The organism is Mesorhizobium sp. P2_C7 (genome assembly GCF_056404515.1).
The window spans coordinates 238,960-254,092 of the sequence record NZ_JBFUDW010000003.1; the positions used below are offsets into that span (position 1 = coordinate 238,960).

General features: G+C 63.6%; 11 protein-coding genes. 1 reads left to right on the top strand and 10 read right to left on the bottom strand.

All coding sequences use genetic code 11. From position 1 onward, the window contains the following. Position 1: 1 nt before the first annotated feature. Positions 2-541: a gluconokinase gene (locus AC1D2G_RS08950; RefSeq protein WP_477413372.1), complete on the top strand. Its 540-nt coding sequence runs from the start codon at positions 2-4 to the stop codon at positions 539-541. Here the strand turns inward: AC1D2G_RS08950 and AC1D2G_RS08955 are convergent. From AC1D2G_RS08955 to pbpC, 10 genes are all read right to left on the bottom strand, one after another. Next, positions 538-987 (bottom strand): RrF2 family transcriptional regulator, encoded by a 450-nt coding sequence (locus AC1D2G_RS08955; protein WP_013530871.1) that lies wholly within the window; start codon positions 985-987, stop codon positions 538-540. The two genes, AC1D2G_RS08950 and AC1D2G_RS08955, sit on opposite strands and share 4 nt — an antisense overlap. Before the next feature lie 353 nt (positions 988-1,340). Further along, a complete protein-coding gene (locus AC1D2G_RS08960; RefSeq protein WP_477413374.1) occupies positions 1,341-2,327 on the bottom strand; it encodes a sulfate ABC transporter substrate-binding protein in 987 nt (328 codons plus the stop codon). Between the two features lie 227 nt (positions 2,328-2,554). Continuing rightward, positions 2,555-3,595 carry a sulfate/molybdate ABC transporter ATP-binding protein gene (locus AC1D2G_RS08965; protein ID WP_477413376.1) on the bottom strand — a complete coding sequence of 347 codons (1,041 nt, stop codon included), beginning with the start codon at positions 3,593-3,595 and terminating at the stop codon, positions 2,555-2,557. 13 nt (positions 3,596-3,608) lie between these two features. Next, the gene (cysW, locus tag AC1D2G_RS08970) at positions 3,609-4,493 is read right to left on the bottom strand and encodes a sulfate ABC transporter permease subunit CysW (protein ID WP_477413378.1); all 885 of its coding nucleotides are present in this window, start codon (positions 4,491-4,493) and stop codon (positions 3,609-3,611) included. Continuing rightward, the gene (gene cysT / locus AC1D2G_RS08975; protein WP_477413380.1) at positions 4,486-5,337 is read right to left on the bottom strand and encodes a sulfate ABC transporter permease subunit CysT; all 852 of its coding nucleotides are present in this window, start codon (positions 5,335-5,337) and stop codon (positions 4,486-4,488) included. Before cysT ends, cysW begins: the two co-directional genes overlap by 8 nt. Before the next feature lie 22 nt (positions 5,338-5,359). Further along, positions 5,360-6,388, bottom strand: coding sequence for a sulfate ABC transporter substrate-binding protein (locus AC1D2G_RS08980; protein WP_477413382.1), 1,029 nt, complete (start codon positions 6,386-6,388; stop codon positions 5,360-5,362). Between the two features lie 222 nt (positions 6,389-6,610). Further along, positions 6,611-7,714 (bottom strand): TIGR03032 family protein, encoded by a 1,104-nt coding sequence (locus AC1D2G_RS08985; protein ID WP_477413384.1) that lies wholly within the window; start codon positions 7,712-7,714, stop codon positions 6,611-6,613. A gap of 80 nt (positions 7,715-7,794) precedes the next feature. Next, positions 7,795-12,084, bottom strand: coding sequence for a beta strand repeat-containing protein (locus tag AC1D2G_RS08990; RefSeq protein WP_477413386.1), 4,290 nt, complete (start codon positions 12,082-12,084; stop codon positions 7,795-7,797). A gap of 167 nt (positions 12,085-12,251) precedes the next feature. Beyond that, positions 12,252-12,974, bottom strand: a complete 723-nt coding sequence (locus tag AC1D2G_RS08995; RefSeq protein WP_477413388.1) for a M15 family metallopeptidase — start codon at positions 12,972-12,974, stop codon at positions 12,252-12,254. An 18-nt stretch (positions 12,975-12,992) separates the two neighbouring features. Further along, positions 12,993-15,083 (bottom strand): penicillin-binding protein 1C, encoded by a 2,091-nt coding sequence (gene pbpC / locus AC1D2G_RS09000; RefSeq protein ID WP_477413390.1) that lies wholly within the window; start codon positions 15,081-15,083, stop codon positions 12,993-12,995. Between the last annotated feature and the right edge of the window lie 50 nt (positions 15,084-15,133).

A 15,133-nucleotide genomic window follows, 5' to 3' on the forward strand; every position in this document is an offset into this window, starting at 1 on the left:
AGTGGACGAAAAGGCGGCACAGGCGCCAACGGGCGCTCCCGGTTCGGTGCCGGCCATTGTGGTGATGGGTGTCGCCGGCTGCGGCAAGTCGGCCGTCGGTACCGCGCTGGCCGCCGTGCTGGGCGCCATCTTCATCGAGGGCGACAGGTTGCATCCGCCCGAAAACGTCGCGCGCATGGCAAGCGGCGAGCCGCTCACCGATCAACTCCGTGAAGGCTGGCTCGACGCGATCGGCGAGCGCATCGTGGCGTCGGTAGGGCAGGGCGAAGGCGTGGTTGCCGCCTGCTCGGCGTTGAAGCGCAGCTATCGCGAGCGGCTGAGCGGCTTCTGCCCGGAGATCGTCTTCCTCTACCTGGAGATCGACGCTGCCACGGCGAGGCGACGCGTCGCCGGCCGCAAGGGTCATTTCATGCCGGCAAGCCTGGTCGACAGCCAGTTCGCCATCCTCGAGCCACCGGCTGCGGATGAGCGGGCATTGACGCTCGACGCGATGCGCCCGGTCGGCGAACTTGTCGCTGCCGCGGTTCGTCAGATGCGCTAAATCTGCGACGTCAGTTCGACCGGAAAATCATCATTGTCGGCGTCGCGCATGGCGGCGAGGCTGCGATTGTCAAGCACTTCGGCAATCGCCTGGCGTACTTCCAACATCATGTGCCGGACCTGGCACGTCGCCTCGTCGCAGTCCTCGCAGCGCTGATATTGCGTGCGGCTGGCACAGGGGATTGGCGCCAGCGGTCCGTCAAGCACGCGCACGACATGGCCGATCTTGATTTCGGAGGCCGGCCGGGCAAGGCGATAGCCGCCTTCCTTGCCCTTGCGGCTCTGGACGAAGCCGGCGTTGCGCAACTCGCCCAGGATGGCATCGAGGAACTTCTTCGGGATGTTGTTGGCGACGGCGATGTCGTTGACAAAGGCCAGTTGGCCAGCCGGCAGGCCGGACAGATGCACAAGGGCCTTGAGGCCGTATTTGCCTTTTTTAGTCAGCATGCCCAGATCAACCCATTGAAGCCCCAACCACCCGCATCTGGCGACTGTTTGTGTGCAAATAATGACGTTTTCGCCGCGCGATGACGTTTCGCGAAAACAAGCCGCTAGATGGCACGTTAGGCACAAACGCGTTGATTCTTTGTAACGTTTTGCATGATGAAGCCGATAGAGCATGTTCCACCAGATAGAATCGGGATGGAACTCTGCTTCTCGGCTCGAACATGATTCTGGCGAAAACCGGATTCCGCTGTTCGGGATCATGCTTTGGTCCGCTGAATACCGGATTGCCGGCGCACGAAACGAAAAAAGCCGGCACAGCGCCGGCTTTCGCGTTCACCTCGGATGCTGCCCCGTCAGCGGCTGCCGTAGGTCTGGTCGAGCAGGCCGCCGGCGGCGAAATGCTCCTTCTGCACCTTGTCCCAGCCGCCGAAGACGTCGTCCACCGTCAGCAGGCGGACATCGGGGAAGTCGGCCTTGTATTTGGCGGCGACGGCCGCGTCGCGGACCCGATTGCCGTTCTGCGCGAGGATGTCCTGGCCTTCCGGCGTGTAAAGGAAGTCGAGATAGGTCTTGGCCAGATCGCGGGTGCCATGTTCGTCGGCCACCTTGTCGACGATCGCCACCGGGAATTCGGCCAGCAGGCTAACCGAGGGCGTGACCTGCTCGAACTTGTCGTCGCCATATTCCTTGCGGATGCCGCGTGTCTCGGACTCGAAGGTGATCAGCACGTCGCCGATCTCGCGCTGCACGAAGGTGGTGGTCGCAGCGCGGCCGCCTGTGTCGAAGATCGGCACGTTGTTGAACAGCTTGGTGATGAATTCCTTCACCTTGGCGTCGTCGCCCTTGAAGGCTTCCTTGGCGTAGGCGGTGGCCGCCAGATAGGTGTAGCGCGCATTGCCCGAGGTTTTCGGGTTGGGGAAGATCACCTGGACGTCGTCGCGCACGAGATCGTTCCAGTCCTTGATGTGCTTGGGGTTGCCGGCGCGCACGAGGAAGGACGGCAGCGAATAGAAGGGCGAGGCGTTGTCGGGAAAATCCTTCTGCCAGTCGGCCGAAACGAGGCCCTTCTTGACCAGGAAATCGATGTCGGTGACCTGGTTGAAGGTGACGACATCGGCGCCGAGCCCTTCGGCGATGGCGCGCGCCTGCGCCGAGGTGCCGGCATGCGATTGGTCGACGGTGACGCCTGGATGCCCTGCGATGAAGGCCTTGTTGACCTGGACGAACAGTTCGCGGCCGACATCATAGGATGCGTTGAGCAGTTTGTCGGCCGACCAGGCTTGTGAGGATGCGAGGAACAGGCCGGCGACGGCGGCGACGCCAAGGAAAAATCGCTTCATGAAAACGGGCTCCGATGCAATGTGTTTATGGTCGAACCATAGCCGTGGCGCAGGGTACGCGACGAGGCACGCGCAGCGGCCCGTGCCCTAGCCACTAGAAAAGATATCGCCAAAACGGCCGGCTGTTAGGATCTCTTTTCTGGCATGGATATTTTCGATGCCCCAGCCGGCACAACGACGCTGCGTGCGCGCACAATCCTTCCCGGACGATGGGCAGGCGGATTGGATCAAGCGGTCGGGAAGAGCTTCCAGCGACCGGGGCGGAAGGCCACCCGACTTTTCTGCGCCGCGGGGTGATCGACCGGCAGTTCGATTTCGACCCGCTGGCGCTCGCCGCCGATCTCGAGTTCCACTCGCCGCGTGCCGGCGACGCGGCGACTGGCCGCGACCGTGCCGGCGATGCAGCCGCTGCAGCCGTCGAGCAGCTCGACATCGTGCGGGCGGAAGAACAGCGTCGCATCGCCCGAGGGCTCGTGTGGCGCGGTAAGTCCAATCGGGCGGTCGGCAAGCCAGATCTCGCCATTCTCGACCTTGACGGGAAGCGAGCTTGATTCACCGATAAAGCCATAGACGAAGGGTGAGTTCGGCGTGTCGTAGATGTCGTCGGCGGTGCCAACCTGCTCGATGCGGCCCTGGCTCATCACCACGACGCGGTCGGCAAGCTCCAGCGCCTCTTCCTGGTCATGGGTGACAAAGACGGTGGTGTGGCCGGTGGCGTCATGGATTTCGCGCAGCCAGCGGCGCAATTCCCGGCGCACCTGTGCGTCGAGCGCGCCGAACGGCTCGTCGAGCAGCAGCACCTTGGGTTCGATCGCCATGGCGCGCGCCAGCGCCACGCGCTGGCGCTGGCCGCCGGAGAGCTGAGCCGGATAACGTTTTTCCAGCCCTGAAAGCTGGACGAGGTCGAGCAGTTCGGAAGCGCGGCGGCGGATCTCCTGCGCCGGCGGTCGCGACGGCCCGTGTCGGACCTTGAGGCCGAAGCCGATGTTGTCGGCCACCGTCATGTGCCGGAATAGCGCATAATGCTGGAAGACGAAGCCGACATTGCGCTCCTGGATCGACCTCTGCGAAGCGTCCTCGTCGCCGAAGAAGATTTTTCCTCGCGTCGGCCGCTCCAGCCCGGCAATCAGCCTGAGCAGCGTCGTCTTGCCGGAACCGGACGGCCCCAGAAGCGCGATCAGCTCGCCCGACTTGATGTCGAGCGACACGTCGTGAAGCGCCGGAAACCGGTCAAACTCCTTGCGCACGTTGGCAACGCGAACTTCCATGCAAACCCCTCTATCAGTGTCCGCGCGTCGCGGCGATCTCGGCGCCGTAGCGCATCTCGAGAAGTGTTTTCAAGACCAGCGTGACGAGCGCCAGGCCCGCAAGCAATGAAGCGACGGCAAAGGCGCCGACGGCGTTGTACTCGTTATAGAGGATTTCGACATGCAGCGGCATGGTGTTCGTCAGGCCGCGTATGTGGCCCGACACCACCGACACCGCGCCGAACTCGCCCATGGCACGTGCATTGCACAGAAGCACGCCATAGAGCAGCCCCCATTTGACGTTGGGTAAGGTCACGTACCAGAAGGTCTGCCAGCCATTGGCGCCGAGCGACAGGGCTGCCTCCTCGTCGCCATTGCCCTGTTCCTGCATCAGCGGGATCAGTTCGCGGGCGACGAAGGGAAAGGTGACGAAGACGGTGGCCAGCACGATGCCTGGCACCGCAAACAGGATGACGATGCCATGCGCCTTCAGCCAGCCGCCGAGCAGCCCCTGGGCGCCGAACAGAAGCACATAGACCAGACCCGATATGACCGGCGAGACCGAGAAGGGCAGGTCGATCAGCGTGGTCAGGAAGGCCTTGCCCTTGAACTCGAACTTGGCGATCGCCCAGGCGGCGGAGATGCCGAAGACGATGTTGAGCGGCACCGAGATCGCTGCGACAAGCAGCGTCAGCCGGATCGCCGAGCGCGCGTCAGGATCGCTCAGCGATTGCGTATAGGCGCCGACGCCTTTCGCCAGTGCCTCGTTGAAGACGATGATCAGCGGCAGCAGCAGGAAGATGCCGAGGAAGGTGAAGGCAACGGTCATCAGCGTCACGCGCGCCGGGCGGCTTTCCGTGACGGCCGCCGACTGGCTCTCGTGATGCGGCTCGTAGGATTTGATCTCGGGATCAGCCATAGCGCTTGCGGCTCCATGTCTGCGCGAGATTGACAACCAGCAGCATGACGAACGACAGAGCGAGCATGATCGCCGCGATCGCGGTCGCCGCCGGATAATTGTATTCCTCCAGCCGGATGACGATCAGCAGTGGCGCGATCTCGGATTTGTAAGGCAGGTTGCCGGCGATGAAGATGACCGAGCCGTATTCACCGACGCCGCGGGCGAAGGCCAGCGAAAAGCCGGTGACAATGGCCGGCGCCAGCCCGGGAAACAGGATGCGTGTGATGATCTGGAAGCGGCTGGCGCCAAGCGTGGCAGCGGCTTCCTCAACCTCCTTGTCGATCTCCTCCATGATCGGCTGCACGGTGCGCACGACGAAGGGCAGGCCGATGAAGACCAGCGCGATGACGATGCCGAGTGGCGTATAGGCAACCTTGATGCCGAGCGGCATCAGCAATTTGCCGATCCAGCCGTTCGGCGCGTAGAGCGTGGTCAGCGCGATGCCGGCCACCGCCGTCGGCAGCGCGAAGGGCAGGTCGACCATGGCATCGACGATGCGGCGGCCGGGAAAGCGGTAGCGCACCAGCACCCAGGCGACCAGCGTGCCGAAGACGACGTTGACGGCAGCCGCGATGAAGGCGGTGCCGAAGCTGATTTCCAGCGCCTTGATGGTGCGGCGATCGGTGGCGATGGCCCAGAATTCAGGCCAGCCAAGGGCGGCCGAGCGCCAGAGCAGCCCGGACAGCGGGATGAGGATGATGAGGGTGAGGTAGGCAAGCGAGAAGCCGAGCGTCAATCCGAAACCCGGAATGACACTCGGCTGTCTGAACCGCCACCCCGCCTGCGCGGGTGCTATGGTCATATCGTCCTGATCTAGATCTAGCTCACTGGGCCGGCTTGTAGATCTGGTCGAATATACCACCGTCGCCGAAATGATAAGGCTGTGCTTTCTTCCAGCCGCCAAAAAGCGGATCGTCGATGGAGATCAGCTTGATGTCGGGTGTCTTGGGAAGATCTGCTGGAGCCACAAGGTCAGGCTTGGCCGGACGATAGTGGTTCTTGGCGATGATTGTCTGGCCTTCCTTGGAATAGAGCCAGCCCAGATAGGCTTCGGCGACCTTGCGCGTGCCCTTGGCGTCGACATTGGCGTCGACCACTGCCACCGGCGGCTCGGCCAGGATCGAAGTCGGGGGATAGACGATGTCGAAATTGTCGGCGCCGAATTCATCGAGCGCCAGATAGGCATCGTTTTCCCAGCCAATCAGCACATCGCCGATGCCCTTTTGAGCGAAGGTCACGGTCGAGCCACGGGCGCCGGTGTCGAGCACCGGGGCATTGGCGTAGAGCTTGCCGACGAATTCCTTGGTCTTGGCCTCGTCGCCACCATCATTGGCGTTGGCGTAGGCCCAGGCGGCGAGATAGTTCCAGCGCGCGCCGCCGGAGGTCTTGGGATTGGGCGTGATCACCTGGGTGCCGTCCTTGATCAGGTCGTTCCAGTCATGGATGCCCTTGGGATTTCCCTTGCGGACAAGGAAGATGATGGTCGAGGTGTAAGGCGCCGAATTGTTTTCGAATTTGGTGCGCCAGTCGGGATTGATCTTCTTCGACTTGGAGACGATGGCGTTGATGTCGCCTTCGAGCGCCAGCGTCACCACATCGGCGTCGAGGCCGTCGATCACGGCGCGGGCCTGGGCACCCGATCCGCCATGCGATTGCTGGATGGTGACCGTCTCGCCGGTCTCGGCCTTCCAATGCGCCGCGAAGGCTTCGTCATAGGCCCTGTAGAGCTCGCGCGTCGGATCGTAGGACACGTTGAGGATGGTGGTGTCGGCAAACGCGAAACCGAGCGTGCCGAACTGGACAGATGTGGCGACCAGTGCGCCGAGCAGTTTCCTGAAATGAGGTTTGGTCATTTCTGCCTCCGTTGAACCGGCGCCAAATCTACCGAATTGATAGAAATTAGATGCATTCAATGTTGCCTTTTTTGCCCTCCTGAAGAAAATGTTCGACGATATTTCGGTCTGCGGAGAAATTTCTTCCTCATGGCTGCGCTGAGCGGATTCCGAGCCTGCCTGACATTTGATCTAGGCTTTGGACAGGCCGGGACAAGGACTTAGCACGCGGGCCCGATTCGCTCAGCCTTCGCTGTCGATGGTGATCAGCGAAGCCATGTTCGGGCTGTTGAGCGGCACGGACGAAGGGCAGCGGCAGCCCGCAATGACGGCGACGTCGAACAACTCGGTGATGTGTCCCTTCAACTCGATCCACTCGGCTATGCCGCCGGTATGCAGGTCGATGATGTAGAGCGCGCAGCGCGGCTCGGCGTCGCGCGTCTGCAGATTGTCCTGCAGCGGCAGGTCCTTGAACAGACCATCGCGCGGCAGCGAGGTGGTGACGATGGCAAAGCGGCCATGAAAGCTCAGGCCGCGCAGGAAGCCGGGGCAAAAGGCTATGTTCTGCCGCTGTCCGGTTCCGGGATCGATGCGGACCAGAAAGCCGCGGCCGGAATCCAACACCCACAGTGCACCGTCATGGACGCGCGGTGAATGCGGCATCGACAGATCGTCGACCACCACTTTGTCCTCGGTGATGTCGATGATCATGCCGCCTTCCCAGCGGCGGTCGCGCCAGCCGCCGACGGAGTCCGACCGGCTGATCGCGCTGACATAGCGGGCGCGCCCGTTCTGCATGGCGAGACCATTAAGATGACAGCGGTCCTCAGGCACCAGCTTGCTGATGAAGGAGGGCTTCCACAACGGCCGGAAGGAATGCGTCGGGCTCAGCGTCGCCAGGCAAGAGAACTTGGTGTTGATGAACACGATCTGCCCGTCTTCGCGCACGGCCAGTTCATGGATGTCGAGGTCGCCTGTGTAAGAAGCGGCGCGCGGCATATACATGCGGTCGTAAATGGCGTTGGCGACCTGGTCGGGTCCGAGGATGTTTTCCAGCCGCCACACCGCCGTGTCGGAGGCAAGGATAATGCGCTGCCCGGCAACGGTCACGCCCATGGCCCTGACGAAACTGGTCTGGTGGATCGAGGCCTTCCTGTCGCCGGTAAGGCCGACCAGGAACAATTGCCCGGTCTGGTAGGAGGTGAAGGCCAGCGAGCACTGCGCCGTCTCCATCCAGTTGATGAAGCCGCGCGACAGCGAGATGTTGGTCTGCTGTTCGGCCGCGCTGGGAGACGCGGCTTCGGGCGGTTTCGCCGGGGCCTCGTCAGTGGCCTTGGATGTGCTCACGCTTGCTCCATGGGTGGACCTGGTCATGACTACGCCGGCCGCGAGGGCCGGCGCAAGAAGTTCAGATGCAATCCGCTGGACTACCACCCGTAACGGAGTGCCGCGCCAATGGAGCCGGCGCTGTAATTGTTGCCGAAGCGGACGCTGCCGCGGACCACGCCGGACCAGTTGCTGGCGCTGGCCACGTTGACGCCGACGCCGACCTCGCCGAACGTGCCGTTGCCGGCGCTGTCGGTGGCCGAGAAGGCGCTGCCGAGGAAGTTGATGTCGACGGCGTTGCTGTCGCCGAAATGGTTCCAGACACTCAGCGTCAGGTCCGGACTAACGGTTGTGCCGTTCATCTGCATATCGGTGCCGATGCGTACGCCGATCCTGGCGCGGCCGCTGCTGCCGTTCTGGAAGTCGATGTCGCCGCCAAACAGCGATACCGAGTCCATATTGGTGCGGACCCATTCCAGGCTGGCTTGCGGCTCGATGAAGCCCCAGCCCATGGCGACGCGGTAGCCGGCGTCGAGGCGCGCGCCGATATTGGTGGCGTTGGTACTCGCCTTGCCGCCGACGTCGTTGATGTCGACATCGAGGAAATCGGCCTTGACGAGGCCGTCGAGGTAGAAGCCGCCATTCAGGTAGGTAGCATAGGCGCCGACCGTGCCGCCCTTGTAGTCCCAGCTGTCGTCCGTCGCCTTGAAGTCGAGCTTGGAGGTGACGTAGCCGCCCATGACGCCGAACAGTATATCGCCGCCGGCGACACCTTCGAGCCCCATGTCGATGCCGCCGAGGAAGGCGCTGGTGCGCTGCTTGCGATCGAGGTTGAGGGTCTCGGCCTGCAGCGAGACCGGATCGGTGAAGCTGACGCTGCTGTCGCGATTTGACCAATCGCCGGACGCCCGCGCCCAGAGGCCGCCCATGCGCGCGGCGAGTTTTTCCTCCGGCATATCCGCATTGTGGACGCCACTTTCCTGCGTGCGCAGATCCGCCATGCGGTCCTGCCAGAAGCCGGTCGTATCCAGCCACACATCCTGTGCCCCGGTCACGCCGGCAGGCAGTTCGAAACCGGCATTGTCAAGCCCGATGGAACGCAGGCCGTGTGTGTTGCCCTGCAGGAACAGGCCGTAGGTGAAGAAGCCGGCATTGACGGGACCAGCCAGATCGAAATCGCTGTCGGCGGTTGTTCCGGTCACCGTGACTACGGGGATGAAGACCGCCGGCGCGCCGGCGCCGACGACATTCACGACCAAATCGGTATGACCGGACGAATTGCCGCCGATTGTCAGAGTGTCGGCGACGCCGGTGGTAAAGTTGGCGTCGACGCCGAGCTTCGAATTGCCCTGGCCGGTGAAGTTGCCGCTGGTGATCAGCTTGTCGCCGGCCACGCCATCGATCATCGTCGTCAGGCCGGCTCCGGAGCCCAGGCTGCCGTTGACGAAGCTATCGAGGCCGATGAAGCTGACGGTGCTCGGTGACGAGCCAAAGAAGCTGCCCGATGCGTAGAGGGTGCCGCCATTGTTGAGCGTATCGCTGCCGGCGCCGAATTTGCTGTCGGTGAATGCCCTGAAGACGCCGGTATCATTGACGTTCATGACATTTCCGGCGTCGCTCAATTCGACCCGGCCGGCAATCACGCCGGCATCGTCGATCCTGGTTGTTCCGGCGGTCGACTTGATGGCCAGGTTGTTGTTGGCGCCGACAAAGCCCGACGTGCCGATGGTGACCGTGGAGCCGCCGGTCGAATTGACCTGCAGGCCGCCAAGCTCGCCGCTGATCTTGCCATCGTTGGTGACGAGGATCGTGCTCGATGTACCGGTCGCGCCAGCGATTGCGCCGAAGCCCACGCTGCTGAACAGTTCCGCATTGTTTCCGCTGTTGCCGATGACGATGTTGCTGCCGGCGCCGCTCGTGTAGGCAGCCAGCCCGGCAACGCCGCCCTTGGCATCGACGGGTGCCGTATTGGCGACGGCAATGCTGCTGTTGTCGCCAATGGACTTGGCATAGAGGCCTTCGCCGGCCGTCGAGGCGATGTCGCCGCTGTTGGTGACGCTGATGGTGCCTCCGGCTCCGTAAGTGCCGGCGGCGATACCCTTGCCCCCCGATTTGATCACGGCGGCATTGGTAATGTTGATCGTGCCGCCATCGTCGGGATTGGAATTGCCCGGGTCGGACGGATCCTTGTTGCCGGCCTGTGCAAAGATGCCCGACGCATAGCTTCCTGTCGTGGTTATCGTGCCGCCAGCCTTGTTGCTGATGACGATGCTGCCGTTGCTGGTGGCCGGGAAAAGGGGGCCCTGGCAGCTGCAGGTGCCATAGAGGTTGGCGATCGCGGTGATGCCGTTCGCACCGACGCCGATGGTTGTGATCGCGCCACTGTTGGTGACGCTGATCTGGCTGTTGTCGCCATTGACATTGGCGGCGATGCCGGACGAACGACCGTTCGTCGAGGTGCTGTCGCCGGTCTTGATGGCGCCGCTGTTGTCGACGGTAACCATGCCGCCGTCGCCGTAGGCCTGGGCGAATATGCCTTCGGAATTGGCGGCCGTGGTGATGCTGGCGCTGTTGGTGACCGAAATGTGCACGTTGCTGGCCGAGGAATAGGTGCCCGAGGCCTGGATGCCCGTCGCGTTAGGACCGCCGGCGGTCGTGTCGATGGCGCCGCTGTTGGTGATATCGATGGCTATGTCGCTGCCAATGGCAACAGCCAGGATGCCGTAGGAACCGTTGTCGCCCAGTTTTCCGGCTGTGATCGCGGCCGAGTTTGAAACCGTTATGTCGCCGCCATTGCCATAGGTGATGGCGGCGATGCCGGTGTGGCCGGAACTTATCGTGGCGGCATTGGTAATAGTGATGGTGCCGCCATTGTCGGGGTCGGTATTGCCGTTGCTCCCAGCCAGCGCGAAGATGCCGAACGTACCGGTGCTGGTGTCGATGGTGCCGCCGGCCTTGTTGTCGATGACAATGCTGTCGCCGCTGCTGCCATAGGAAATGGCGACCGCCGTAATGCCATTCGCGTTCGGATCCGTGGTTGTGATCGCCCCGCTGTTGGTGACGCTGATCTGGCTGCTGTCGCCGTAGACGTTGGCGACGATACCGAGCGAGCCGGCGTTGATGGCGCCGCTGTTGTCGATGGTGACCGTGGCGCCGGTGCCATAGGAGCGGGCGAGGATGCCTTCGGAATAGGCGCCAGTGGTGATGCTGGCTGTGTTGGTCACTGAAATGTGCGCGTTGCTGTAGTCGTAGTAGCCTGCCGTCGCCTCGATGCCGACAGACCGGTGACCGCCGGCGGTCGTGTCGATGGCACCACCATTGGTGATGGTGATGGTCGCGTCACTGCCGTAGGCGACGGCCATAATGCCGTCGGAGGCATTGGCGCCGCCTGTGCCGGACGTGATATTGCCCTTGTTGTCGATGGTGATGTTGCCGCCTGCGCCATAGGTGAAGCTGGCGATGCCGATATTGCCGGCACTGACGGTGGCGGCGTTGGTGATTTTGACCGTGCCGCCATGGTCCGGATTGCCGGCCTTGGCGAGGATGCCATCGGCGCCGGCGCCCGTCGTGGTGATGGCAGCCTTGTTGCCGATGACGATGCTGCCATTGTCGCCATTGTAGTAGTTGGTGATCGCCGAGATACCCGAAGCGGTGTCGCCGATCGTGCTGATGGCGCCACTGTTGGCGATGTTGATCTGGCTGTTGTCGCCGTCGACGGTGGCGAGTATGCCGGACGATGTGCCGCTCTGGGAGGCACTGGCGCCGGTCTGGATGACGCCACTGTTGTTGATGGTCACGACGTTGTTGGACCCGTAGCCGGCATTGGCATAGATGCCCTCGGCGTTGGGGCCTGCGGTCAGGTTGCCTGAATTGGTGATGGTGATGTGGGTGTCGCTGCTGAAAACGGTGCCGCTCGTGGCGGCGTCGGTCGCTTTGATGCCGTCGCTGTACGAGTTGATTGTACCAGTGTTGTTGATGGTGATGTCAGCGCCAATGCCGTTGGTGCCGGCATAGATGCCGCGCGCGCCGGTAGACTGCGAGAAAGTCGGCCCCGGAATGAGTGAAGTCGAAGTCGTGGTCAGCGACCCGCTGTTGGTGATGTCGACGGTGTTGCCATTGCCGGTGGTCACAATGCCGATGGCGTTGTCGCCAGCCACGGTTGCCGTGCGTGCGACGGTGTTGGTGCACGAGATCGGCGTTGCAGCACCGTTGACCGTGATCGGCGAGGGCGAGGCCGGCTGCGTGCAGTTTGCCGCGAATGACGGGGAGGCGCAGAGCGCTACCAGCGTCGAGCCGAGCGCCGTGCCCAAAAGCAGCGAGCGGCGACGCTTTGGACATAGTTGAACGACGTCGCGCACGAACACGACGTCAAAACCCGACGTAAAACCCATTGGAAGCCCTCCAGCGGCCATGCGTATCCTTGCGGAAGGGAATTGCAATTCGAGTCTGCGCGATTTCAGGGCAAACACTGGTGACGGGCAATTTAAGTTGTATTTATACAACAACTTGTTGAAGTATCAGTTCGCTGAACAGCAGTTCCACCGGTTTGGTGGCTGTCTCACCTGGCGGTGACGGGAAAGTCGAATCGCTGCTTGGCGAACGGTTCATTTGCCAGCGTGAAATGCCACCACTCGCGGGCATAGTTCTTGAAGCCGCCGGTGCGCATGGCATCGAGAAGCATCTTGCGGTTTACCGCGGCTTCGCCGGCGAGCCCGCGGTGGGCGGTCTCGCTTGTCGGGTCAAAGCAGTCGAAGCCGGTGCCGAAATCGAGCGTGTCGGCTTCGACAGCACCGCAGGCCGGTTTCGAGGCGGATCTGCTGTCGGCTCGCGCGATGGCGACATCGACCGTCGAGCCGCGGGAATGGCTGGACAGTTCACCGACATAGCCCTTGGCGATGAGGTCGCCGCGCTTGACCCGCGGATACCATTGCGGATCGGGCGGCCCGCCCTCTCGCGACCATTGCCCCATGTCGGTGACGGCACGGGCAGGGCGGTAGCAATCGAACACGACCAGCGTGAGGCCATTGGCGGCAATCGCCTTCTGGACGTCCGAAAGCGCCTTGGCCGCCTGCTCGGTGAGGATGCAGGCCGGCGCTTCATAGCCGTTCACCTTGCGGCGCAGGAAATTGCCCGATCCGGCGTAACGGATGTCCTGGCGGATCGAAGGGTCGATGGCGGTGAGGCGGACAAAGCCGGCGGGCAGGGTGTCGGCATGTGTCGGCAGAGTGAAAGCCGCCACCGTCAGCGCGCAAAAGCCAATGCACTGAATCGCCTGGCGCATTCTATTCAAGGAACGCTTTCACTCGACGAACACTTTCACGCTTGCTGCGCGTCCAGCGGCATCGATCACGGTCAGCGTCGAGTAGCCGGCGCCATCCGGCTGCCAGGTTGCGGTTCGGCGGCGGTCGATGCCGGTGAGTGGCTTGCCGTTGGCCAGCCAGCGGAACGGTGCGCGGCCGCCCTGAAGCTTCAGCACCAGCGGCGAGGCATCGGCTGAGTTGGTGCCGAGGTCGACGCGAGCACCGTCCGGCGGAAAGATGATAGTCGGCGCGGGTTCGGTCGGCGTTGCCTGCACCAGGCCGTCCGAACCGGTGCCAAAGCGGGCGAGCGTCATAGGCAGGTCCTCGCGTTTGGGGCTGAAGACGCCGGGCGGCTTGCCCGGCAATGGCACGGTGACCAGACCCGAACGGACAAAGCCCTCGAACAGGATGGGGGCGGCCGAGACGTAGCCGGAGAGGCCGGGAACCGCGCCGGCGTCGGGGCGGCCGACCCAGACGCCCAGCACGTAGCGGCCGTCGAAGCCGACCGACCACGCGTCGCGGTAGCCATAAGAGGTGCCGGTCTTGTAGGCGATGCCGCGCTGCAAGGCGCCCTCGGGCGGCTTGACGCCCGACAGGATGTCGATGATCTGCCAGTTGGCCTGACCGTCGAGGATGGTGGCGGTGGTGCGCTCAGCATTGGCCGGCTCGGTGCCGTCATGCAGCGTGTGTGTCTTGCCGCCATTGGCGAGGCCTGTGTAGAGCTGGACGAGATCGCGCAGCGACACACCGACGCCGCCGAGGCCGATGGCCAGGCCCGGTGCCTCGTTGACCGGCAGCGTGGGGCTGACGCCAGCCTGGCGAAAGCGCGCCATCAGCCGCGTTGGTCCGACTGCGTCCAGCACGCGGATCGCCGGCACGTTGAGCGACAGCTGCAGCGCCTGGCGGATGCTGACGTCGCCCTGGTAGCCCATGTCGAAATTCTTCGGCCGGTAGCCGGAGAAATCGACCGGGCTGTCGTCGATCAGCGTTTCCTGCGCCACCAGGCCCTGCTCAAAGGCAAGTCCATAGATAAAAGGCTTCAGCGTCGAGCCGGGCGAGCGGACGATCTTGGTCATGTCGATCCAGCCGGAGCGGCTGGCATCGAAGAAATTGGCCGAGCCGACCTCGCCGAGAATGTCGCCGGTGCGGGCGTCGGCCAGCACCATGGCAACGGAGAGGCGAGGCCCTAGCTTGGTGGCGGCGTCCCTGGCGACCTGCTCCAGCCCCTCCTGGACGCTCTTGCGGATCGTCAGCTGCACGGGTTGGCCGGGCACGGCCTTGGGCAGCATCGCATAGGCGGCGTGCGCGGCGAACGCCGGCAAGGTGCGGCGCAGGCCCGACACATCGTCGAGGGCCGCGCGCGCGGCCTCGCGCTCGCCGAGCAGGCCGGAGGAGACCATGCGGGTCAGCACCCGGTCGCGCGCGGCGTGGGCGATCTGCAGGTTGCGGTCGGGCCGGCGCTTTTCCGGCAGCTGCGGCAAGGCTACGAGCAGGGCGGCTTCCGAAACCGTGAGCCGCTTCGGCTCCTTGCCGAAATAGGCCAGCGAGGCGGCGCGCACGCCTTCCAGATTGCCGCCATATGGCGCCAGCGTCAGGTAGCGTTCGAGGATCTCGCGCTTGGACAGCCGCCGCTCGATCTGGATGGCACGCAGCATCTGCTTGATCTTGGAGCCGAGGCTGCGGCTTTCGCGCGGCTCGATCAGCCGGGCGAGCTGCATCGACAGGGTCGAGCCGCCGGAGACGATATGGCCGCTGGTGGCGAACTGGCCGGCGGCGCGCGCCAACGCAAGCACGTCGACGCCCTCATGGTCCCAGAAGCGCTTGTCCTCATAGGTGACCAGCATGTCGACGAACTGCTTGTCGACCTGGTCGAGCCTGGTTTCGAGCCGCCAATAACCGTCCGGCGTGGCGAAGGCGCGCAACAGCTGGCCGTCGCGGTCCTGGACTTCCGTTGAGACCGTGAGCTCGGCCGGGAGCGGCGGGGGAAAGGCGCGGTCGAGTTCCCAGAGGGAGGCGACGGAAAGGGCAAGGATGCCGGCGCAGGAAGCTGCGGTAATGGCTGCGCGGCGCAGGATCTTTTTTGAGAGCATGGCGCTGCCCCTCATCCGCTTGCCGGCACCTTCTCCCCGTCTGGTGACGG